General features: G+C 42.8%; 21 protein-coding genes. 16 read left to right on the top strand and 5 right to left on the bottom strand.

The window, feature by feature from the left end:
• Positions 1–6 precede the first annotated feature (6 nt).
• Positions 7–1212 carry a DUF418 domain-containing protein gene (locus IEE86_RS14515; RefSeq protein ID WP_191097849.1) on the bottom strand — a complete coding sequence of 402 codons (1206 nt, stop codon included), beginning with the start codon at positions 1210–1212 and terminating at the stop codon, positions 7–9.
• Positions 1213–1464: 252 nt separating this feature from the next.
• Here IEE86_RS14515 and IEE86_RS14510 point away from each other — a divergent pair, with 252 nt between their 5' ends.
• From IEE86_RS14510 to IEE86_RS14475, 8 genes are all read left to right on the top strand, one after another.
• A complete protein-coding gene (locus IEE86_RS14510) occupies positions 1465–2160 on the top strand; it encodes a response regulator transcription factor (RefSeq protein ID WP_191097848.1) in 696 nt (231 codons plus the stop codon).
• Positions 2147–3454, top strand: a complete 1308-nt coding sequence (locus tag IEE86_RS14505) for a HAMP domain-containing sensor histidine kinase (protein ID WP_191097847.1) — start codon at positions 2147–2149, stop codon at positions 3452–3454. The genes IEE86_RS14510 and IEE86_RS14505 overlap by 14 nt, the downstream gene beginning before the upstream one ends.
• A gap of 38 nt (positions 3455–3492) precedes the next feature.
• Entirely contained in the window at positions 3493–3921 is a 429-nt protein-coding gene (gene psiE, locus IEE86_RS14500; RefSeq protein WP_191097846.1) for a phosphate-starvation-inducible protein PsiE, read from the top strand.
• A 519-nt stretch (positions 3922–4440) separates the two neighbouring features.
• Positions 4441–4998: a cupin domain-containing protein gene (locus tag IEE86_RS14495; RefSeq protein WP_191097897.1), complete on the top strand. Its 558-nt coding sequence runs from the start codon at positions 4441–4443 to the stop codon at positions 4996–4998.
• 810 nt (positions 4999–5808) lie between these two features.
• Entirely contained in the window at positions 5809–6762 is a 954-nt protein-coding gene (locus tag IEE86_RS14490; RefSeq protein ID WP_191097845.1) for an ABC transporter substrate-binding protein, read from the top strand.
• Between the two features lie 71 nt (positions 6763–6833).
• Complete coding sequence (locus IEE86_RS14485) at positions 6834–7850, top strand: FecCD family ABC transporter permease (RefSeq protein WP_191097844.1); 1017 nt, start codon at positions 6834–6836, stop codon at positions 7848–7850.
• A complete protein-coding gene (locus IEE86_RS14480; protein WP_191097843.1) occupies positions 7843–8880 on the top strand; it encodes a FecCD family ABC transporter permease in 1038 nt (345 codons plus the stop codon). Before IEE86_RS14485 ends, IEE86_RS14480 begins: the two co-directional genes overlap by 8 nt.
• A 21-nt stretch (positions 8881–8901) precedes the next feature.
• Entirely contained in the window at positions 8902–9645 is a 744-nt protein-coding gene (locus tag IEE86_RS14475; RefSeq protein ID WP_191097842.1) for an IucA/IucC family C-terminal-domain containing protein, read from the top strand.
• Between the two features lie 15 nt (positions 9646–9660).
• On the opposite strand, the gene IEE86_RS14470 is transcribed toward IEE86_RS14475, so the two are convergent.
• The gene (locus IEE86_RS14470) at positions 9661–10539 is read right to left on the bottom strand and encodes an endonuclease I family protein (RefSeq protein WP_191097841.1); all 879 of its coding nucleotides are present in this window, start codon (positions 10537–10539) and stop codon (positions 9661–9663) included.
• A 171-nt stretch (positions 10540–10710) separates the two neighbouring features.
• Between IEE86_RS14470 and IEE86_RS14465 the strand changes: the two genes are divergently transcribed.
• Both IEE86_RS14465 and IEE86_RS14460 read left to right on the top strand, forming a co-directional pair.
• Positions 10711–11946 carry a pyridoxal-phosphate-dependent aminotransferase family protein gene (locus IEE86_RS14465; RefSeq protein WP_191097840.1) on the top strand — a complete coding sequence of 412 codons (1236 nt, stop codon included), beginning with the start codon at positions 10711–10713 and terminating at the stop codon, positions 11944–11946.
• The gene (locus IEE86_RS14460) at positions 11879–13288 is read left to right on the top strand and encodes an MFS transporter (RefSeq protein ID WP_318010292.1); all 1410 of its coding nucleotides are present in this window, start codon (positions 11879–11881) and stop codon (positions 13286–13288) included. The genes IEE86_RS14465 and IEE86_RS14460 overlap by 68 nt, the downstream gene beginning before the upstream one ends.
• A gap of 63 nt (positions 13289–13351) precedes the next feature.
• On the opposite strand, the gene IEE86_RS14455 is transcribed toward IEE86_RS14460, so the two are convergent.
• The gene (locus tag IEE86_RS14455) at positions 13352–14503 is read right to left on the bottom strand and encodes an oxalate decarboxylase family bicupin (protein ID WP_191097838.1); all 1152 of its coding nucleotides are present in this window, start codon (positions 14501–14503) and stop codon (positions 13352–13354) included.
• A gap of 64 nt (positions 14504–14567) precedes the next feature.
• Positions 14568–15737, bottom strand: a complete 1170-nt coding sequence (locus IEE86_RS14450; RefSeq protein WP_191097837.1) for a PucR family transcriptional regulator — start codon at positions 15735–15737, stop codon at positions 14568–14570.
• Positions 15738–16052: 315 nt separating this feature from the next.
• On the opposite strand from IEE86_RS14450, the gene IEE86_RS14445 reads away from it, so the two are divergent.
• The 5 genes from IEE86_RS14445 (at position 16053) to IEE86_RS14425 (ending at position 20107) form a co-directional block, all read left to right on the top strand.
• Positions 16053–16904: a DUF72 domain-containing protein gene (locus tag IEE86_RS14445; protein WP_191097836.1), complete on the top strand. Its 852-nt coding sequence runs from the start codon at positions 16053–16055 to the stop codon at positions 16902–16904.
• Positions 16905–16965: 61 nt separating this feature from the next.
• Entirely contained in the window at positions 16966–18339 is a 1374-nt protein-coding gene (locus tag IEE86_RS14440; protein ID WP_191097835.1) for a bifunctional metallophosphatase/5'-nucleotidase, read from the top strand.
• Between the two features lie 68 nt (positions 18340–18407).
• Positions 18408–18713, top strand: coding sequence for a YunC family protein (locus IEE86_RS14435; protein ID WP_191097834.1), 306 nt, complete (start codon positions 18408–18410; stop codon positions 18711–18713).
• 69 nt (positions 18714–18782) lie between these two features.
• Positions 18783–19553 carry a sporulation protein YunB gene (gene yunB, locus IEE86_RS14430; RefSeq protein ID WP_191097833.1) on the top strand — a complete coding sequence of 257 codons (771 nt, stop codon included), beginning with the start codon at positions 18783–18785 and terminating at the stop codon, positions 19551–19553.
• Positions 19554–19876: 323 nt separating this feature from the next.
• Positions 19877–20107, top strand: coding sequence for a hypothetical protein (locus tag IEE86_RS14425; RefSeq protein WP_191097832.1), 231 nt, complete (start codon positions 19877–19879; stop codon positions 20105–20107).
• Between the two features lie 92 nt (positions 20108–20199).
• Here IEE86_RS14425 and IEE86_RS14420 read toward each other — a convergent pair whose 3' ends face one another.
• Positions 20200–21180 carry a M23 family metallopeptidase gene (locus tag IEE86_RS14420; RefSeq protein ID WP_191097831.1) on the bottom strand — a complete coding sequence of 327 codons (981 nt, stop codon included), beginning with the start codon at positions 21178–21180 and terminating at the stop codon, positions 20200–20202.
• A gap of 289 nt (positions 21181–21469) precedes the next feature.
• Here IEE86_RS14420 and lipA point away from each other — a divergent pair, with 289 nt between their 5' ends.
• Positions 21470–22366 (top strand): lipoyl synthase, encoded by an 897-nt coding sequence (gene lipA, locus IEE86_RS14415; protein ID WP_034317455.1) that lies wholly within the window; start codon positions 21470–21472, stop codon positions 22364–22366.
• Positions 22367–22383 lie beyond the last annotated feature (17 nt).

The following is a 22383-nucleotide window of genomic DNA, read 5'->3' as shown; positions in this document are numbered from 1 at the left end:
TTTCTATTATTTTGCCGCATGGAATGGTTTTGTTTTCGGTTGATCATCAACTTTCCCATACGTCAGCTGACGCCAGATAAACTCCATCGGTCCATATTTAAATCGCTTTAACCATAATGTACTGAAGAGCACAAGGAAGAGATAGACACCGAGTCCAATCATGAACGTACCCGCAGGTTGAAGATGATCGACAAGTCCGGCTCCGTATTTCAGAAATAGTATTGTTCCAATGATGGAATGTAGCAAATAGCAGGTCAGTGACATCCGTCCGACTTTGGTAAAGACCATCAAAGCACCTCGCAGCTGAGGCACGTGCAGAAACAGCATCGCAAGTGTACTCATATAGAACATACTTCCAGTTAATCCCCCGTTTTGTTCAAGGGCAGAGATAATGTTCATCCATGGCGCATTTTCAAAAGGGTTGATCGCCGTCATAATCGTACTGCTTTGTGTGATGAGAAAAGCGATTGTACAAATGATCCAAATGCGATTCCAAATCGCTTTTTTCGCCTCCATGTTTTTGAAAAACTTCATTTTCACGAAATACACACCAAGCAAAAACATGAAGAACATGGAATAGACGGTAGAAAAGGAACTAGAAGCCATTATGACCATATCTGTCCACCGATCACCAATAGATGCTAGATAAGTCAGGCTGTTGTGGCTAGTCAGCTCGAAATCGGCAAAGTCAGGCTTTCCTGATGATCTCGAACTGATGGTATTGATCAGCATTGTGAAAAAAGGCGTGAGCAACTGAATGACAAAGAGTATGATCAGCCAGTACAGGATGGTTTTGGCTGTGCGTTTGTAAAAGAGAAGTAACAAAAAGCCAGCGACAGCATAATAGGTCAAAATATCACCAATCCAAACAAAGGTGACATGCAGAAGGCCAATCCCTAAGAGAATCGTTAATCTCCGGGCAAACAGCTTGTTTGGACTGCTCACCTTCTGAGCGGCTCGATCCATAAAAATCATAAATCCAACCCCGAATAGGAAGGAAAATAACGTAATGAATTTCCCTGAAGCAAACCAATTCACCAAGTTGTGAAATACATCATTTGACCCCATATCGAAGCCCTTGGCAGAATCCACGATTAAAAAGTAATTGACCAGAATAATTCCCATTAAGGCGAATCCTCTTACGATGTCCAAGAAATGAACTCGATCTCGAAGATTCATTGGTTGTCCGTGTTCTACTTTGTTTGCGTTCATATCAATGCCCCTTTTCCTGTTATGATGAATGTGATTTGGATCTAATCATTGATCCCTACAATGAATGAATATATAGACCAATTCTTAACAAATTATGAAGAAGCAATATTTTAGGAAAAAATGTGACGATTTAGTGGCAGATTCTTAATTTCATAAACTGTTAAGATTTATACCGTATCTTTTCACATAACTAGATGATATATAGTAAAGACATAGGAGAATGAACATCATGAAGCATGAGGTGAACGAGACATGACCCATCGAATACTAATCGTAGAGGATGACCAGGATATTGGGGATCTTTTGCAGGAATCCCTTATGCGTGCAGGATATGAGGTGCTAAGAGCCATGAATGGCAAGCAAGCATTGGAGCTTGTGAACGATTCACTGGATTTGGTGATTTTGGATGTGATGATGCCAGGCATCTCAGGCATCGAAACGTGCCAGCACATGAGAGCCTCCTCTAACGTCCCGATTCTATTTTTGACAGCCAGATCGAGTACATTTGATAAAACCGAAGGATTGCTCGCCGGCGGAGATGATTATATGACAAAGCCCTTTTCAGAAGAGGAGCTTCACGCTAGAGTGATTGCACAATTACGCAGATATACCGTCTATCAGGAAAAGAAGGAGCAGGAAGAGACCTTTCTTGTTGGGGGAAAGCTGAGGGTGAGCGAAGAATTTAACGAAGTGTGGAAAGAAAGTCAGCAAATCAAGCTATCTGATCTAGAATATCGGATGTTAAAGATACTCATGAGCAGGCGAAATAAAATATTTTCTGCGCAAAATATTTATGAGAGCGTGTGGGGACAGCCATATTTCTATTGTTCCAACAATACGGTGATGGTCCATATTCGAAAGCTGCGTGCTAAAATTGAAGATGACCCGGCTCGTCCTGTGTATATCAAAACGGAGTGGGGAAGAGGATACCGGTTTGGCACATCGTAAATATACGCTAACCAAAAAGCTGGCACTGCTCATTTTGGTGGCTGCCATTGTGAGTGGAACTGTTTTTTTGACGCTACAAAAGATTACCGATCACCTGATCGAAGAATATTTGAGTTCGGATGAGTACTATAAGGAAGAGTCAGCCAGATACATTCAAACATTCAGCCGCTACGTGTCAGAGAATGAGCTGTCTTCAATGGATCGAAAAGCGTTTGGCGAGTGGGTGAAAAAAGAGAATTACATTAATCTGACTATCTTCAAGGATCAAGTGCTGCAATATGATTCTATTTATTCCGCAGCCGATGAATCAGCATATGGAAAAGATAAAGTGACGCAGTACGCTCAGCATCATTCGTATCCGGTTCAGTTCAGCGACGGTGAAGGCCTTGTCATGGTGGATGGCTTTTACTCATCTCGTTATCACGATCTTGCCTTTACACTTGAGCTGCTCGGGGCGACGCTTATTTTTCTCATCATTGTTCTTCTGGGCATTCGCAAAAGTCTACGCTACCTGCAAACGATTCATCAAGAGATTCATATTCTTGAAGGCGGTGAGCTGGACTATGAGATGACGGTAAAAGGGCATGATGAATTAGCTATGATTGCAAAAAGTATTGAGGATCTGCGAAAAGCCTTTCTAGACAAGCTTCAAGCCATTGATGAGCTTCAAGAAGAGAGCCGCAGCTTAGTGACCGAAATGTCCCATGATATGAGGACACCGCTGACGTCGCTCATCATGAATCTGGAGTTTGCAAAAAAGGAGGGGGCTGGAGCGGATACCCGCAAAGATCAATATATCGCGAGTACCTATGGAAAAGCACTGCAATTAAAGCATTTGTCTGACAATCTGTTTGCCTATTTTCTGCTTGATAAAGAGCATGAATCTGAGCTTGAGACCGTTGCAGTGAGAGAGGTGATTTATGATCTCCTATCAGATCAGATAGCGATCTTGCATCAGGAGCAATTCCGGGTTCATCTTTTAGGGGAGTTACCGGACAGCTTTATCAATGTGAACGTCGAGGAGCTTGGCCGAGTGTTTGATAATGTGATGTCGAATCTACGCAAATACGCAGACCCGAAAAAGGACATCAATATGACGTTTTTATCCGATCAAGAAGTCTTTGAAATCCATGTGAGCAATGCGATCAAAGAGATGGATGTCACACCGGAAAGTAACGGACTCGGTGAAAGAAGCATTACGCGAATGATGTCTCGCATGCAGGGAGAGTTTGAAAGTAAAAAAAGGAACGATACTTACTATATCGTGCTGCGATTTTGGAACATGAAAATGTAGATAACAAATCAATCTAATTGGAATGGAGAAACTATACGATGAAACTTTTCAACAATTTCCAAAAGGTACCTGATCTCTTGCAAGCCCTTCTGAACGTCTGTCTGTTCTTTCTAGCGATTGCGCTCAGTGTCCTCTTAATCAGCGAAACCTGGTACATTGTCCAATTCGTCTACAAGACATTGTTCAACAAAGGAGAAAGCTATTATGGGATGCTTGGAGAACTGCTGATCTTCTTTATGTACTTTGAGTTTATTGCCTTAATTATTAAATACTTTAAATCCAACTTTCATTTTCCGCTTCGCTACTTTATTTATATCGGCATCACAGCTGTGATTCGTTTGATTATCATCGATCATGAAGAGGCTGTATCGACGTTCTGGTGGGCGCTGGCCATTCTGGCTATGACCTGTGCACTCTTTATCGCAAGCAAAAGAGATGCTGCTCAGGAGCAGGAGGAAGTGAAGTAAGGAAAGAAGACGAATGTTGCGGTTCGTCTTTTTTTCGTTTGATCGAGGTGGCTCACTCATGAACAATCATGAGTCATCTGTCTATTAATGAACGGTTATGATCGGATTGACAAGTTGTACATGAAGATGTTGTTGTGGTGAGTAATCAGCAGGATGAAAAGGGATGTTCAAAAGTCTTGATTAATGAGGTTTTCGTTTTCCATTCAATAGCTTCTAGCATGTTTTATGGCTTTTTGAATAGCATCAATAAGTTAATTGGCATACGATAAAAATCAACATAATTTGGTGCATATTGATTAAAAACATCTTTGTTTCCTTTTTAACCATCAACATATCTTATTCATTGTGCGTATGTCGCTGTGGAAGTTCATTTCTTATTATTTTGTTCTTGTTGACTTATTAGCTATAAGTGAAGGGTTTGTCTCTCTTTTTATCATCATGATTTTCATGTAACCGAAGTACAATTCCTTACCCATTGCATAGGATGGTTTTATATCAAGGTGAAGGGGTTGAGTGAAAATGTACTATAATCCTTATTTTTATCCATATCCTTATTATATAAGTACACCAAGGCATCATTATAGTGTGCATCCTCCTGATTACTGGAATTTCCCTCATGAAGGAGGGTTTGGAAACTTTAACGTTGATGGAAAAAGACGGTTAAAAGATTATGGCAAACAACCATTTGTCATCAATATCAATGAAGCAACAAAGCAAAATAATACTTATCGTACTGCCTTATGGACAGGAACACATTTGCAAACCACTTTAATGAGTATTGGCGTTGGTGAAGATATAGGGTTGGAAATGCATCCTGACGTTGATCAATTCTTAAGAATTGAAAAAGGACATGGGATTGTCCAAATGGGAAAAAGTAAAAATAATTTAAATTTTTATAGAAATGTGTATGATGATTCTGCCATATTTATACCAGCTGGCACATGGCATAACCTAACTAATAGAGGGAATATTCCGTTAAAACTTTATTCGATATATGCACCTCCTAATCATCCATTTGGGACTGTCCATGTAACCAAAAAAGACGCCATAGCTTCGGAAGAAGGTCTTGGTCATTGAAATAGAATTTAGTTATTTTTGACAAGATGCTAGATTGAGAATGAGTGGAGGATATTAAAGGGGGACTACACTCCACACAGATTCTTCAAGAATTTTTTCTAATAGGAGGTTCTTGTAGGAAAAGGCTATCCTCCTGAAAAAGCTGAAACGTACAGGAGAAACGAAACTTTTTCAACAAAGATAGTATCACTCATTAAAGAAACACCGATAAAAAGAAATGCTGTGAAATACATCACAACATTCCTTATCGGTGTTTTTTTACTTGATTGCTGATACTTTAGCCATCATAGTAAGCATAGAGTCCAAAGCTTCCTTAAAAATACCCTTTCACTCCATTTGCATCTGTGAACGAATTTGCAAAAATAGCTGTATCGGAGTACATACAGTGATAAGGCTTGTTTGAATTTCCTTGAAATTTTCTTGAGATTTCACTAGGGCGGAATGTGACGTAAGCGCTGATGAGCAACGCCATCTGAACTGTCTATTGATGAAGTAGCTTTAGCTACTTAAACATTCGAAGAAAGAAGTAAACCAAAAGCAACACAAGTCTTAGTTTTTTCCAATTCAGTACGATCACCTCTTTCCGAAATCTGTCTTTTCCTACAGCTTCATTATAGGAAAATAGAAGGCGGCAAAAAAGATGAAAGAATTGTGTTTTCCTATAATATGTCACGATGTGATGAGGAGATGATCAGCTGTTATTTTTATATTTTACATTGACACCATCTTTTTCTATGATAAAATCAAATTGTGATAATGAGAATCGTTATCAAACGATATGACTACATATAGAATGGATAGGTGAGGTACATGTTCAAAAAATCTTTTTGGTCGCTATTAGTTGTGCTCTCCATCGTTTTACTTGCAGCTTGCGGCAGTAACAGCAGTGAAGGCAAGTCAGATAGTAATGAGAAATCAAGAACTGTTGAAAGCGCTATCGGTTCAACTGAAATTAAAGGATCGCCTAAACGTGTTGTGACGCTGTATCAAGGAGCAACAGATGCAGCCGTCGCTATGGGTATTAAACCAGTGGGTGTTGTAGAATCTTGGCTTGAAGCACCTACGTATAAATATTTAAGAGATGATTTAAAGGATGTCAAAATTGTTGGGCAGGAAACACAGCCAAACTTAGAGGAAATTGAAAAGCTCAAGCCAGATTTGATCATTGCATCTAAAGTCCGCCATGAGCAAATTTTTGATCAGCTGAAAGAAATCGCTCCAACTGTTGCAACAGAAACAGTGTTCACTTTTAAAGACACAGTGAATTTAATGGGTGAAGCGTTAAACAAGCAAGACAAATCAAAAGAATTGCTGACGAAGTGGGATAACCGTGTCGCTGACTTCAAAGAAAAAGCAAAGAAAGACATTAAAAACTGGCCAATGAGTGTGTCTGTGGTGAACTTCCGTGCAGATCATGCAAGAATCTATCAAACTGGTTTCGCAGGATCCATTTTAACAGAGCTAGGCTTTGAAGGACCTAAGAATGTCAAAGATAAAAAGCAAGACATCATTACACTTACAGACAAAGAGAGCATTCCGCAAATGGATGCAGATGTCATCTATTACTTTATGGATGATCAAGATAAGGCAGTCGAGAAAGCATATAAAGAGTGGACGAGTCATCCTTTATGGAAGCAGCTTGACGCAGTGAAAGCGAAACAAGTGCATAAAGTAGATGAAATCACTTGGAACATGGGCGGCGGTATTATCGCTGCAAACATGATGCTTGATGATATTTATGATCGTCTAGGAATTGATAAATAAGTAGAACAGAGGAGAAAATGTGAACATACCATTTTCTCCTTTTTCCATCACAGATTGAAAGCGGGAATCAGATGAGAAGTTTATTAAAAAAGGATTCGAGTAAGGCACTGCTATTTGCTGGATTCATCGTGTTGATGTTGGTCTTTTTTATGCTCAGTATTTCCCTTGGGCAAACCTCGATACCCCTCAAAGCCACCATCCATGCTTTTCTTCATTTTGATGAATCAGATCCAAACAGTGTCATTGTCATGACATCGAGATTATCAAGAGCTTTAATTGCAGCGGTTGTTGGATCAAGTCTAGCTATTTCAGGTGCACTCATGCAGGCATTGACGAGAAACCCGCTTGCTGCGCCTGATTTATTAGGAATTAATGCAGGTGGACTATTTTTTATTGTGATTTCGATTGTTTTCTTTTCAACAGAGTCGTTAACAGGCTATATGTGGACAGCCTTTTTAGGTGCTGCGATTGCAGGGATGCTCGTTTTCCTATTGGGCTCTATTGGAAGAGATGGATTGACGCCGGTTAAAATTGTGCTTGCAGGTGCGGCGATATCTGCACTGTTTGCGTCCTTTACGCAAGGTCTTTTAATCGTAAATGAACAGTCGATTCAAAGCATCCTGTTCTGGATGGCGGGTTCGGTGTCTGGAAGAAGCATTGATATGCTGCTGCCTGTTTTGCCTTATATTTTAGGTGCAACTGTTGTGGCGCTGCTTCTTGGGCGCTCGATCAACGTCCTTTTGTCAGGAGATGATATTGCCAAGGGGCTTGGACAGCGTACGCTGCTGCTGAAAATCACGATGGGAGTGCTTGTCGTGTTTTTAGCAGGGGGTTCCGTCGCTGTTGCAGGCTCGATTGGTTTTGTTGGTTTTCTAGTGCCGCATATTGTGAAAAAGCTTGTCGGACCTGACCACCGCTGGGTACTGCCGTATTGTGCCGTCGTGGGGGCGTCGCTTTTACTTGTCGCAGACCTTGCGGCTCGTTTTTTGATCATGCCGCAGGAAGTGCCGATTGGTGTCATGACGGCGGTAGCAGGAGCGCCTCTATTTGTTTATCTCGTGCGTAAGGGGTTGAAGACAGGTGGCTAAAACATATACAGTGCGTTCAAAGGGCGGGCGCATTTCATTTCAATTTTCAAAGCGGACGTTTTTGATTTTACTTTTATTAACGGCCGTTGCTTTTGGGTTATTTATTCTCAGTCTCTGTATGGGCAGCCGGTTCATTCAGCCGGTGGATGTGCTACTTCATTTAATCGGTCAGGGAGAGGGGAATTCCTTTGTCTTAAATACACTAAGAATTCCACGAACGCTGCTGGCTGTCTTAGTTGGGGCCGCGCTTGCGGTATCAGGGCTTATTTTGCAAGGATTAATCCGTAATCCACTTGCATCACCTGATATTATTGGAATTACGAGTGGTGCTTCGTTTGGTGCGATTATGTTTATCGTCTTTTGGATGGGCACCGTACCAATTGCTTATCAGTCATTGTGGGCGATTGCAGGTGCTTTTGTGGTATCGTGTTTGATCTATTTGCTTTCATGGAAAAAAGGGGTCAAACCGATCACACTTGTCCTGATGGGAATCGGTATTTCTGCCATTATGAAGGCATGTGTGACGTTTACGCTTGTTCTTAGTGATACGATGACGACGACAAAGTCATACATCTGGCTGACGGGCAGTTTATATGGGTCTACGATGAAGGATGTCACTGCGATGCTTCCTTGGGTGATGATCATTCTACCGATTGTGATGGTGCTAGCAAGAACGATGAATGTGAAGGAGCTTGGGGATGATCTTGCAACAGGGCTTGGGGTAAAAGTACAGGCGAAGCGGTTATTCTTTCTGCTGATGAGTGTGACATTAGCTGGTATTGCGGTTGCATTTGCAGGCGGCATTGAATTTGTTGGACTCATGGCGCCGCATGTCGCTAGGATGATCATTGGCCGTTCCTTCATTGCACTTGTCCCAGCCTCTGCGCTTGTTGGGAGTATTCTCGTGATGTTGGCAGATCTAGTTGCTAGAACCGCTTTTCTCCCGTTAGATGTACCAGCAGGTGTCTTTACGGCAGCAATTGGTGCACCGTTCTTTATCTATTTGTTATATCAACAGCGAAATCGCTAAACGAAAGATGGGGGTTTTGATATGAGGCCAGAGTGGGTTGAGCGAGAATTACTTGATTTTGGGGTACACATCACAAATGAACCAATGACATCTGATCGCACACTTGCTGCGCTTTTTTCAGAAGAATCCGCTTTGCGTTTATTGGAGGCTGAAAAGGCAGCCATGCATGCACCGAATTTGGCGGTGGCGGCCTCTATGTTTTCAAAGCGTTATGCCTACTTAGCTGTCAGTTCTTCTTTATACTTGATGACGCTGTATGATAGTGTCTATCAGTTTTCACCGGAGGCATGCGCGTTTAGAGAGGATCGGAAAATTGAACTTGATGAGACATTGTGTTCGCTTGTTCCACTAAAAGGAGATCGACATGAATGGAGAGAGCAGGTTGTGCATGCGCTGTTTACAGAGTGTGTCACACCTCTTTTAGACGTGCTGAACCGTACATCAAGACTTCCGTATTCTATTTTATGGGAGAATATAGCTGTACGAATAAACTCTCTGTACCGCAGCATGATGCGCGAAGCAGAAGAGCCTGATGTAAAGCAGCGCATTCAGGAGGATTACCTTTTTCTAAAGCATGCGGCTGGGGCTATATTTGGCGCTCAGCAAAATCCATTTCAGCAAAGCTTAAACTTAGACGATCGTTTACTGGAAACATCTAATCGCAAGACTTGCTGTATGTATTATAAGCTCGAGAAAAAATCGGAGAGTCTTGATTATTGTCTCGTCTGTCCGCTTGAAAAAAAGAAAGGCACTGCTTGCTCGTAGCAGTGCCTTTCTTTTTTATTCCCAAATTGCGCTTGCCCATTCAGGGTGATCAATAAAAGGGTTGCGATTGTGCTGATATGTTTGATAAATGATCTCGTTGCGGTTCCGTTCGATTTGATCGACTGGGTCTTGCTTGTGCCATTTGAGAAGCACAGACATTTTGCCGTGAAGAGGAGCGCTTCCATTATTGACTTTGTCGTTCAATTCTAAATCTGGAAAGCGGTCATCACCCTCGTATCGAACCGCCATATAAAAGAGCATTCTTGCTACATCTCCTTTCACCCGGCTATGAGGTTCGAATGAGTCGCTATCGTAGAAGTTGCCCGGTGCTCCCTTGTATTCATTTCCGCCCAAATCAAAATCTAAATTTCCACGTGTGCTATTCGTTTGCACGTCTGTTGCCCGCAGATGATGGAGATCTGTACCTGGACCCTGGCTTGTCCCAAAATTGCCGTGTGACTTAGCCCAGACGTGCTCCCTGTTCCACTGGCCAACATTTCCGCCATTCGCTTGCTTTGAGCGAGAGACACCGCTATAGAGCAAGAGCACATTGCTTGGATTTTTTGGATCTTCATCTGTTTTCTTTAAGGCATCCCAAACCTGGCTGTAGGATAGCTGCGTATGATCATCAATAATATCGTGTAAAGCTTTCTTAAGAGCGGGTCCTGATTTGCCATTAGCAGATTGATAGTAAGAATCGCTTTGGCTTGCGGTGGCTGTTTGCGCTTGTTGTGTAGATGTTTCGTTTTGAAGCTGTAACGGGGAAAAGGTGATCGTTTGGTTCGGTTCATTCAGAAAGAAGCCTTGAGCATTCACAGCTTGCGGCAGCGGGGCAGCTAACGTGCCGAATATCATCATTCCGGCGGCTAAAGTTCCAAATAACGTTCTCTTCATTCGATTTCCTCCTTGGTAGGGAATGTATTCTCTTTATTTCTATCACATTGTCATAAAGAAATAAATGGATGAATCGTAAATTTTATGTAATTCATTCATCAGAAAAGAGATTGCTATTTTAGAAGCATTGCTGTATAAGTGGGCATATAAGGCTAGACAGCAAGGGAGAGGATGGATAACGTGAAAGAACTGCAAACACCTTCGAGAACCATTATGACACCAGGGCCCGTTGAAGTAGATCCAAGGGTGCTCCGCGTGATGAGCACACCGATTCTTGGTCAATTTGATCCAGCATTTACTCACATCATGAATGAAACGATGACCTTATTGCGGTCACTCTTTCAAACAGAAAACGAATGGGCTTATCCGATTGATGGTACGTCACGTTCAGGGCTTGAAGCTGTGCTTGCCAGTGTGATTGAGCCGGGAGACTTGATGCTTGTTCCTGTCTTTGGCCGCTTCGGTCATTTGCTCATTGAAATAGGACAGCGCTACGGTGCGAAGGTACATACAATGGAGTGTGAATGGGGAACTGTTTTTGAACCTGGTGACATCATTCGTGAAATGCATCAGGTCAAGCCTAAAATCGTTGCAATGGTTCATGGTGAAACATCCACCGGGAGATTGCAGCCGCTAGAGCAAATTGGTGAAGCGTGCCGAGCACTTGATGCTCTTTTCATTGTAGACGCTGTGGCAACCATTGGCGGTGTCGAAGTCAAAGTGGATGAATGGAAGATTGATGCGGCGATTGGTGGCACGCAAAAGTGCTTATCTGTTCCATCAGGCATGTCACCTATTACGTATAATGACCGAGTGGCGTCTGTCTTAGAATCGAGAAAGAAAGTGGAAAAAGGGATCGCGACACAGCACGAATTGCAGAAGCAGATGGATATTTCCCCAATCAAAAGCAATTACTTTGATTTAAGCCAGCTCCAGGATTATTGGAGTCCGAGACGATTAAATCATCATACGGAAGCAACAACGATGCTTTATGCGCTTCGGGAAGGCGTTCGTCTTGTGCTGGAAGAAGGGCTGGATGAACGTTTTCGAAGGCACGCATATCATGAGAAGGCGTTGATGAAAGGTCTTGAAGCGATGGGGCTTGAATTGTTTGGTGATCCGGATTGTAAAATGCCGGTTGTGACATGCGTTGTCATTCCAAATGGTATTGACGGAGAAGCGGTGCGTGCCGATCTGCTCCATCATTTTGGGATTGAGATTGCGAGTTCCTTTGGACCGCTTGCAGGGCGTATATGGAGAATCGGCACAATGGGCTATAGCTGCCGGAAGGAGAACGTTCTATTTGTTTTAGCAGGACTTGAAGCGATCCTGATCAAATATGGTGCATCTATTCATTGCGGAGCAGGGCTTCAGGCGGCTCTTTCTATCTATGAACAAGCTGAATAAAGAGATACCTCATACTCGCCATTGGCGGGTATTTTTTATTTGGAAAAGAACACTAATTTTAGAAAAACTAGACTTACGGGCGGAGAAATCGCTATACTGGAGAAGCTCTTATCATTTTTATTTATTTTGCAGAAAGAGGTTTTTGGATATGAAAAAAATGGGCAGATTATACATTTTGATGCTCAATATTTTTATTGCCATGCTTGGCTTTGGCCTCATTGTACCTGTCATGCCAAGTTACATCGAAGCCTTTGGGGCAACAGGTAAAACACTTGGTTTTCTTGTGGCTGCAACAGGTCTTACACAATTTACTTTATCACCGATCGCCGGCGCATTGACCGATCGATTTGGACGAAGAAAATTGATCATTGCCGGGATTGCCGGCTTTACCATTGCCCAGTTTATTTTTGCGTTTGCCGATCAGCTTTGGATGCTGTTTGTGTCTCGGTTTTTAGGAGGGGCTGCCGGGGCCTTGCTCATGCCGGCTATGTTTGCATATATCGCCGATATTACAAGTGAAAAGGACCGGGGGAAAGGGATGGGGCTGTTTAGTGCAGCGATGACACTCGGTTTTGTCATTGGACCGGGCGTAGGCGGGTATTTGGTTGAGTTCGGGATCGCTTTTCCTTTTCTCATCGCAGGTTCCTTTGCAGCATTATCTACCTTGTTATCCATCCTGTTTTTACCTGAAACATTAACAAAGGAAAAGCAGGAAGAAGCACGGTTGAACAAAGACATTCATTTCAATCCATTTATGCAAATGATCCAAGCTTTAAAGACATCCTATGGCTTTTTGTTTATATTGGCCTTTGTCCTCAATTTTGGGATCATTCATTTTGAATCGATTTTCGGTTTATATGTAGATCAAAAACACGGATTTACACCGAAGGATATTGCGTTTGTGATTACGGTGGCCGGACTTGCCGGAGTACTTGTCCAAGGTGCGCTAGTAAATAACTGTGTGAAACGATTTGGTGAGATGCGTGTTGTGCGTTATGCGCTGCTAGGTGCGGCTGTCATGCTGATCGCCTGCCGCTTTGCGCCGTCCTTTTGGTTGATCTTTACAGGTTCGATTTTATTTTTGTCGGCGACTTCCTTTGTCCGCCCAGCCCTCAATACATTACTATCCAAGATGGCGGGGAATCAGCAAGGGGTAGCAGGCGGTCTCAATACCTCCTTTATGAGTCTTGCCAATATCATTGGACCGAGCCTTGCGGGCATATTATTTGATGTAAATATTGAGTTTCCTTTTATGTTTGGGACACTTGTGCTTTGCGTAAGTTTCATTGCATCTATCGTATGGGCGAAAAAAGTCTCGCAGCATGCTCCGGCAGTTTCTTAAAATCAGCATGAGAAAACCGATCAGCATGGATTGATCGGTTTTTTTAATGCTGAGCATGATCTCTTAATATTTAACGACAGGTGATTTTTTCTTATGAAGTGCACGAATCAAAGCATCATCTACATGTAAATGCTCTTTCACTAATTGAGGAGGGGTTAAGGCCATCCACTGATTCAAGGAAATATCTGCGAACCGATCACTTTTAAAAACTTCTAGAAACCAAAGGCTCGTTTGACCGATATTTTGTATGTAGTGCCCCATACCAAAAGGAACATAGCCGACATCACCTGCTCGGTAATTAAAGGTGCGAGCAGTTCCGCCTGATCCAAAGACCGTCATTTTGGCAGTACCGGTTAAATAGTATTGCCACTCATCATTATTAGGGTGCCAATGCATTTCTCTCATGCCGCCAGGTTTTACTTCAACAAGCGCAGCCGCAATGGTTTTTGAAGCCGGGAAATTGTGTGAATCGACAATTCGCACCGTTCCGCCAGAGGTTGTGATGGGCTTTTGACGAAGAAGCTGATACGTGAATGGCGGCTCGATGCTGCCATATGGATCAAGTACCTTCTGGCTATCTAATGATGCCGGCGGCGAGCCTTGAAACATATAGCGCTGCTTATTCGGAATGTGGCCGAACAGCTTCTCGGAAACACCAAAATTGCTGGAAAGAATGTCTTTTGGTGTATGGGCAAACCAGTCTGTGATCGTAAACGTATCAAATTCAGAAAAAGCACCATCATCAAATACAAGAAGAAACTCACACCCATCCTCAAGACCTTGAATGGAGTGCGGGATACCAGGCGGAAAATACCACAAATCTCCTTCTTCTACATCAGCGATCATATTGCGTCCTTCTGCATCTACTGATGTAATTCTAGCTTTGCCTAAAATCATATATGCCCATTCCGCCTGCTTATGCCAATGAAGCTCTCGCACACCGCCGCGTGTGAGCCGCATGTTGACACCTGCAATCGTTGTTGAAACAGGCAGCTCTCGCTTCGTGATTTCTCTCGACCAACCCCCGTGATTCAAATGCATGTGTGTATCAGAATATGAAAATTTTAAATTTGGGATTGTTCCTGCATCGGTTTTAGGAGGAACGAGCATATCTGGGTTCTCCATATCCCGAAGGACGTCCCGCGGGCCTAAATCGGTGGCACCAGCGCCATCTTCTCGAATCGGCTGCGGGATGTGACGCAGCTCTTCATCCATTTGTCACCACTCCTTATGTCTCGCTTTTCTCCTCCAAACTATATGAAGCTTTGGAAGAAAAAATTCAATCAGGATGGGCGGAGAGATGCATTCGAATACGTAATGCTAAGCGAAGCCGCAGTGTAGTATCAGGATCTTTTAAGCTGATTTGAAGCAATTCCTCACACTTTTCCAGTCGATAAATGACCGTGTTGCGATGAATAGACAAACGTTTAGCTGTTTCGGAAATGTGGCAATGTGTTTCTAAATAGACAGATAAGGTGTGGAGGAGGCTTTTATCGACTTGTGATGATTCATATAATGGATGAAGATGCAACTGGTGGAATGTGACCAAATCTTTTCTTGGAATCAGCTTCAGTAAATCTGTCACATCCTTCGCCTGATAGAACTGAATGTATTCAGCTCGTGATGAGAGATGTCCAGCTTGAAGGGCATCTAATGCTTCACTGTAGCCCTCATGCAGACGAGTGATGAAGTGTCCTGTCAGGCTCACCCCAAAGGAAATGGTGTCATTCACATGGCGCTTCACGAGCAGCTGCACTTGTTTTAAAAAAGAGATGAGCAAATCGCTGATGTCAGACCAACTGCCTGTCTCTTCCATCAATAGAATGACCCTATCACCTTTGACAAAAAGAAAAGCAGGAAATGGACAGCTTGGAAGTGCGCTTTCAAGCAAATCTACCATTTGATCTAAAACGATTTGCTGCTCAATGAAACACGTGGTATCACGACACTGATCGAGCTGACAGATTATACATAGGTAGGTGTTCCGTGTGTTGAATCCAAGCGCTCGAGCTAGGCGTGTGACGTCTTGCTCGGAGGAGATGTTACCTTCTATCCATCTGCGAAACCCTTCATTTCTAGCACGCTTGACCGTTTGCTCGATGGCGTGTTGTCTCATGCGCGCATGAGACATTTCATTTACTGCTTGTAGCAGCATCCCTTGCAGTTCTTCATCCTGCGGAGGAATGAAGGAAGGGATGACCAGATAATCGCATGTTTGTTCATTGAGATAAATCGGAAAGACGGAAAAGCTTTGCTTCGAATGGATCATAGAAACATAATGGTTTGTCGTGCTTTGAAAAAACGGGGGAGTGCGAATCCATTCTGGGCTCGTTTTCATGGTGTGCGAGGTGTAGAGAATACGTCCATATTGGTTAAACAAATAGACTGGCTTGTGGATTCTTTTGGCGATTTTTTGTAATACTTCAAACTGATGATCGTCTATGTTCATATCCACTGGGTCTCCTTTATTTAGAGCCAAAGCTGCTAGTGAAGATGAATAAACAAATGGACAAGCACTGTCAACATCTCTAAGTATTATGTTATCAGCTAAAATCATTTTACATAGAAAGTTGTCAACTAATATCACAAACAAACAGGGTGCAGGACTTAATCGTCTACCATCAGTCATCTTCATTCAGAATTACGGGCAAATGTGATATGTTGTAGTCAGAAGAATTTCTTTCAGAAATATGGGTATCACAAAAGAAAAAGGCGATCATGTGTGAAAGCTGTCAATACCCGTGAGTGGCAAGAGGTGAGATACATGATTTATATCGGATTAACTGGCTGGGGGGATCATGACAGTCTTTACCCGCCGAGAATAGGAAGCTCTCAAAAGCTGTTTCACTACGCGTCAACGTTCCCTATTGTAGAACTGGATGCCAGCTTTTATGCGGTTCAGCCTGAGCGCAATCATGAAAAGTGGATAAAGGATACACCGGACACCTTTCAATTTGTTGTGAAAGCATATCAAGGAATGACCGGACATCAAAGAGGCGAGATTCCGTTTGCTTCGAAGGAAGAAATGTTTGATGCATTTATCCTCTCGTTGACTCCGCTTATTCGTGAAGGGAAACTGGCCATGGTCCTGTTTCAATTTCCACCATGGTTTGATTGCAAAAAAGAGCACGTCCACTATTTAAGATGGTGTAAGGAGAAAATGGGTGACATTCCATGTGCCCTCGAATTCCGAAACCGGACATGGTTTTCAGATGAATTTTATGAACAAACGTTGTCCTTTATGGAGAATGAAGGGTGGATTCATTCCGTTTGTGATGAGCCACAAGTCGGAGAAGGGTCTATTCCACCGGTCATACGAGCCACGCACCGTGATAAAACATTGGTCCGTTTTCACGGAAGAAATAAACAAGGCTGGCTTCACCCGGCAGACCATGAGAATTGGCGTGAAGTGCGCTACTTATATCTATATAATGAAGCTGAATTAAAGGAATGGAAAAAGAATCTCGACATCCTGCATCAGCAATCGAAAGATGTATATGTCGTGTTTAATAATAACTCCGGCGGAGATGCGGCGACGAATGGCCAGCAAATGATTGATTTGCTGGATATTACCTATTCAAGCTTATCCCCGAAGCAGTTAGACTTATTTAGTTAAATGAGAGCCGCGGCTTTCAACCTGAATGAGACGGTTCAGTGAACTTGAGGGAGAGATCAACATGCTGCAGAAGCTATGGTTATATCATACAAACGACTTGCACAGCCACTTTGAAAACTGGCCTAAAATCGCAGCGTATATTGAAGAAAAGCGTCAAATTCACGATCAGATGCTCTTGTTTGATATTGGCGACCATATGGACCGAGTGAACCTGGTGTCAGAAGCTGATTATGGAAAGGTAAACGTCAAGCTCCTCAATCAGCTTGGCTATGATGGGGTCACGATTGGCAATAATGAAGGCATTACGCTGCCCCATGATCAACTGGATCAATTATACAAAGAGGCTCAATTTCCAGTGATTTTGTCTAATTTATTTGAGAAAGGCAAAAGACCATCATGGGCACAGCCTTATCATATGATCACAATGGAGAATGGACTGAAGATATGCCTTTTAGGGGTCACGATTGCATATACACCTGTCTATGAAAAGCTGGGCTGGGACATTACAGATCCGTTTGACAGCATACGGGACATGCTACAGGAAGTGAAGGGACAGGCGGATGTGATTGTGCTCCTATCCCATCTTGGCATCATCCATGATCGAGAGGTCGCCAGTGTGTTCCCTGAAATCGACATCATCCTAGGCTCACACACGCATCATCTGTTAGAGCAAGGTGAAATGGACAACGGGGTGCTGCTTGCATGCGCTGAAAAGTATGGGCATTATATTGGGTGTGTCGAGCTGACCATTGACGTAGCGCGCAAAGAGCTGATCGAGAAAAAAGCAACGGTGCAATCAGTGGATCAGCTCATTAGTGAATCAGATGAAGCCATCACAACCTTACAGCAAGCAGAAAGAAGAGCAAAATCATTGATGCAGGAAAAAGTGACAACAATTAAGACGAAGCTTGAAACGAAGTGGTTTGACGAATCCCCGCTTCCGCAGCTGTTAACAGATGCCATTAAAGATTGGTGCGGGGCAGATATCGGTATGATGAATGCAGGCATGGTGCTTGATTCATTGGAGGCTGGGATCGTGACAAGAGAAGAGATTCACCGGATATGCCCGCATCCCATTAATCCCATTCGGGTAACGCTTACGGGTCAACAGCTGATAGAAACTGTTCGGCGTGCCTGTGAAGAAAAAATGGAACAGCTGCGTATCAAAGGCTTCGGCTTTAGAGGGGAGTTAATGGGGAAAATGCTATACAGCGGGCTGACCTATACATTAGAAGAAGGCGAAGCCAAACGGGTCAAGGATGTCTTTGTACACGGTCAGTTAGTCAAAGAGGAGGACTCATTTACGGTTGGCACTGTAGATATGTATACGCTCGGCTCCCTTTTTCCACATATACGTGACCATGAACACATTGAATATTTCATGCCGGAATTTTTACGTGATGTACTGAGCTGGCGCTTGAAGGAAGCAAGATAAAATCCGCTTCAGCCTAACAACACTCGCCCTCTCTTCACATAGATTGTGGGTGAGAGGAGTGAAGGGATTTGGTGAATTTAACACCGATTACAATTGATGGCCATTCCTTTACAGCCGTCACCGTCAAACTGCCGAAGACCAATTTTATGGCAGTGACAAATGAACATGGGTATATCATGTGCGGTGCACTTGATGTCGGGCTCTTAAATGAAAAGCTTGCAGATAGAGGAATCATCGCCGGAAGAGCGGTCGGTGTGAGAACCATTGAGCAATTGCTCGAAGCACCTTTAGAATCTGTCACATACGCCGCTGAAGCACTAGGCATTCCAGTTGGAACAATTGGCAGAGACGCATTATTAAAAATGGTGAAATAAAATAGTGAGATGATTCCTATCCCCCCGCCTGTCTGCATACACTTGTAATGGAGAAGGGGGGATTTTTTATTGAGAATAAACCGCCGTTATCGCCCCTACAAAAAGGGCCCTTTGCCGTTTCGTTACGTCATGCTGCTTGCCATATTATTTTTCGTGCTCTCAACGGTCATTAGTCTATTCTTCATTAATCGATCTATTAAACCAACCTTGATTCACATTGCTGAACTAGAAACAGAGCGAATCGCCAATCATCTGATTCAATATTCTGTTCAAGACTTTGCAGATGATCAGGAGAATATGAAGGATATGGTGGTCATGAATACAAGCGAGAACGGAAAAGTGACGACGATTGATTTTAATGCGCAAGCAACATCGAAAGCAATGGCTGACCTGTCACGTCACCTTCAAAAAAATTTAGAGGACATTGAAAAGGGGAATTTTCAAAAAAAAGCGAAAGAAGCATTAAAGGATCAAACGGAAGGCCATAACGGCATTATATACAATATTCCACTTGGGCAAGCGTCCGGAAACGCATTGATCGCAAACCTAGGACCAAAAGTGCCTGTACGCTTTAGTGTGATTGGTGATCCACATACGGACGTTGAAAAAAACATTAAGCCCTATGGCATTAACAATGCTTTGATTGATATTAGCGTTTTGATCGAGGTAAAGGTAAGAGTCATCATCCCGTTTGCATCTGAAACAATCGTGGTTAAAAACTCTGTTCCTGTCTCCATACAAGCCGTACAAGGGGACGTGCCAGATTATTATAATGGAAGCGGTACGAATTCCGGTGCACCATCTATTGTTCTGCCAGAGAAAAAGGAGAAAGAAGAATAACAGCCCAAGAAATGCTTGGGCTGTTTTTTGATGCGCTAAAAGTGAAGGTTCTTTTTATGAATGGTTACCATGCAGATCATCTTGTCCGTGTATCATATTCATTGGTTACATATGCCACATTCTACTGTTTTCTTAAAATAATTTGTGAATAAAAACCTAATGGACCACTTGATTCTTGTGTTGAATGTGTCATGATAAATTTACTTGTTACAGTGCTTGGATAGTGGCAGCCACTTTGTAAGCTGATTTTGGAGTAACAGGTTCGACTGTGTATGCCTTTGATTACTATCGCCTTAATGACTGTATTTGTTAGGAGGAGCTATATGAAGAAACTTTATGTAAGTGGATGTTGTTTTTTGGTTTTTGCCATTGTCTTTAGTGCTAAATATATTTCAGCATCGATATTATTGGTAAGAAATGAAAGTTTGAGTGTCGATATTTTTCGAGGTATGTTTGAGATGATTCCCCTGGAAATAACAGTTGTGTATATGATTTTTCTCATCATGGGTATTCTATTTTTATATTTAGGAATGAAGGAGAAAAATGAGCAGTGACTGTTTGAGTCAGTAAGTTGTTTGTTTCGAGAGAAAGTCTTATAAACATAAAAAAGAGAAGAATGCGACATCGCTAAACTTCTCCTTTTTATTTAATGTCGTTTCCGCTCAGCTCTTTCCCACGCGCGCAGATGAGGGTATGGATCAAATGACCATTCGGTTCGGCCGTTGTCCTTATACATGCCATAGTGAAGGTGCGGCGGAAACTTTCCTGCTGTGCCGGGAGGGCCATAACCCGAGCTTCCGACAGATCCTATAACCTGTCCAGGTTCAACAATTTGGCCAGTCTTGAGCCCTTTTGCAAAGCCATTTAAGTGAGCGAAGTAATGATAATGATTATGAATATCCCGAATCCCTATGCGCCAGCCGCCAAAGCGGTTCCAGCCTTTCATTTCAATCACGCCATACGATGTCGCACGAACGGGAAGTCCATAATGGGCAAATAAATCGGTTCCCTCATGAATTCTCCTTCCCCCAAATCCTCTCGCATCTCCCCATGTACTCCGGTAGCTGTAGTCAGCTCCGACCGGAAGAGGAAAGGCATGCTGTCCGAGATCAAGATGGCCGTAGTGCTGATATAGCTTCATAAAAGATGAAATGATTCCAACGGTTTGATCACGTCCATAATAGTCCCATAAAGCAATTTTTAATTGGTCAATGCTGCTTCCGTAGTGAAGCAAGTATTGTGCAAATGTAAACAGTACATCTTCATCGTGATCGCTTTCAGCTTTTCCATCCCCATTTCCATCAAGCCCAATGCCGTCAAACACTTTAATGCTTAAGGGAGACGTATCCTGCTTATTGGGGTTTTCTGGTCCAATCCACATTTCCCGGGGAATGTAGATGCCGATGATGCCTTTTTGTTTCGGTAAATCTCTTCTGCTTTTTCGAATATTGTGTTCGTACTGATCAACCGCAGCGAGTACATACCATGGAACCTGTGTCGTCATGGCGACTTTTTCGTATAGTGCCATTCGTTGCTTCAATTCATCTGGCTGCTTGCTGGCTCCTTGTGCATGAACAGGTAAGGGTAGCATTGAGAGAGTGATGATGATGGATAAAACGACTTTCACAAATGTCCATCTCCTTTCTTCGAGCATCATCTTCTACCGTTTAGTGTGGTTAGATCATTCTATTTCATAAGAAGAAAATGTTGGTGATTTTCTTCTGTTTCTTTAGGAGGCTTTTGGGTATTTTTGCAGCTCATTCCCTTGTTGTTCAATCTGTACTATGTTAAAGTGTCTAAAGAAAAGGCTTTAGGCCGAAGATTCAATTTTTTGCAGCTTTAGGCTGCATCCATCGTATATAGCAGGAAGATTTTTGTATATGCACCTTTAACGAATTCATATGGAGATGATGGAATTGGCAAAGAAGGAAGAGCACGTAAGAAAACCGGACTGGCTTAAAATTAAGCTGAATACGAATGAAAACTATACCGGTTTGAAAAAAATGATGCGGGAAAACAACCTGAATACCGTTTGTGAGGAAGCAAAATGTCCGAATATTCATGAATGCTGGGCAGTTAGAAGAACCGCTACATTTATGATTCTTGGGTCTGTTTGCACGCGCGCATGCCGTTTCTGTGCGGTGAAAACTGGACTTCCAACTGAGCTTGACCTGCAAGAGCCAGAACGCGTTGCAGATTCAGTGGCATTAATGAATTTAAAGCACGCCGTGATTACAGCGGTTGCAAGGGATGACCAAAAAGATGGCGGAGCAGGCGTATTTGCTGAAACAGTGCGTGCCATTAGAAGAAAAAGTCCATTCACGACAATTGAAGTTCTCCCTTCAGACATGGGTGGCAATTATGATAACTTGAAGACGTTAATGGATACACGTCCTGACATTTTAAATCACAATATTGAAACAGTCCGCAGATTAACACCAAGAGTTCGTGCACGAGCTACATATGATCGTTCATTAGAATTCTTGCGTCGTGCAAAAGAAATGCAGCCTGACATTCCAACCAAATCAAGCATTATGATTGGACTCGGTGAAACGAAGGAAGAAATCATTGAAGTCATGGATGATCTTCTTGCCAATAACGTCGACATCATGGCAATTGGTCAGTATTTACAGCCTTCGAAAAAGCATTTGAAAGTTCAAAAATACTACCATCCAGATGAGTTTGCAGAGCTGAAGGAAATTGCGATGTCAAAAGGCTTTAGCCATTGTGAAGCTGGGCCGCTTGTCCGCTCTTCCTACCATGCAGACGAACAAGTAAACGAAGCGTCTAAAAAGCGTCAGGCGCAAGCATAACAAAGAAAACGCCAGAG

This window comes from Bacillus crepusculi (genome assembly GCF_014764715.1).
GTDB lineage: Bacteria > Bacillota > Bacilli > Bacillales > Bacillaceae > Bacillus.
This window is presented reverse-complemented; position numbering and strand designations above follow the sequence as displayed.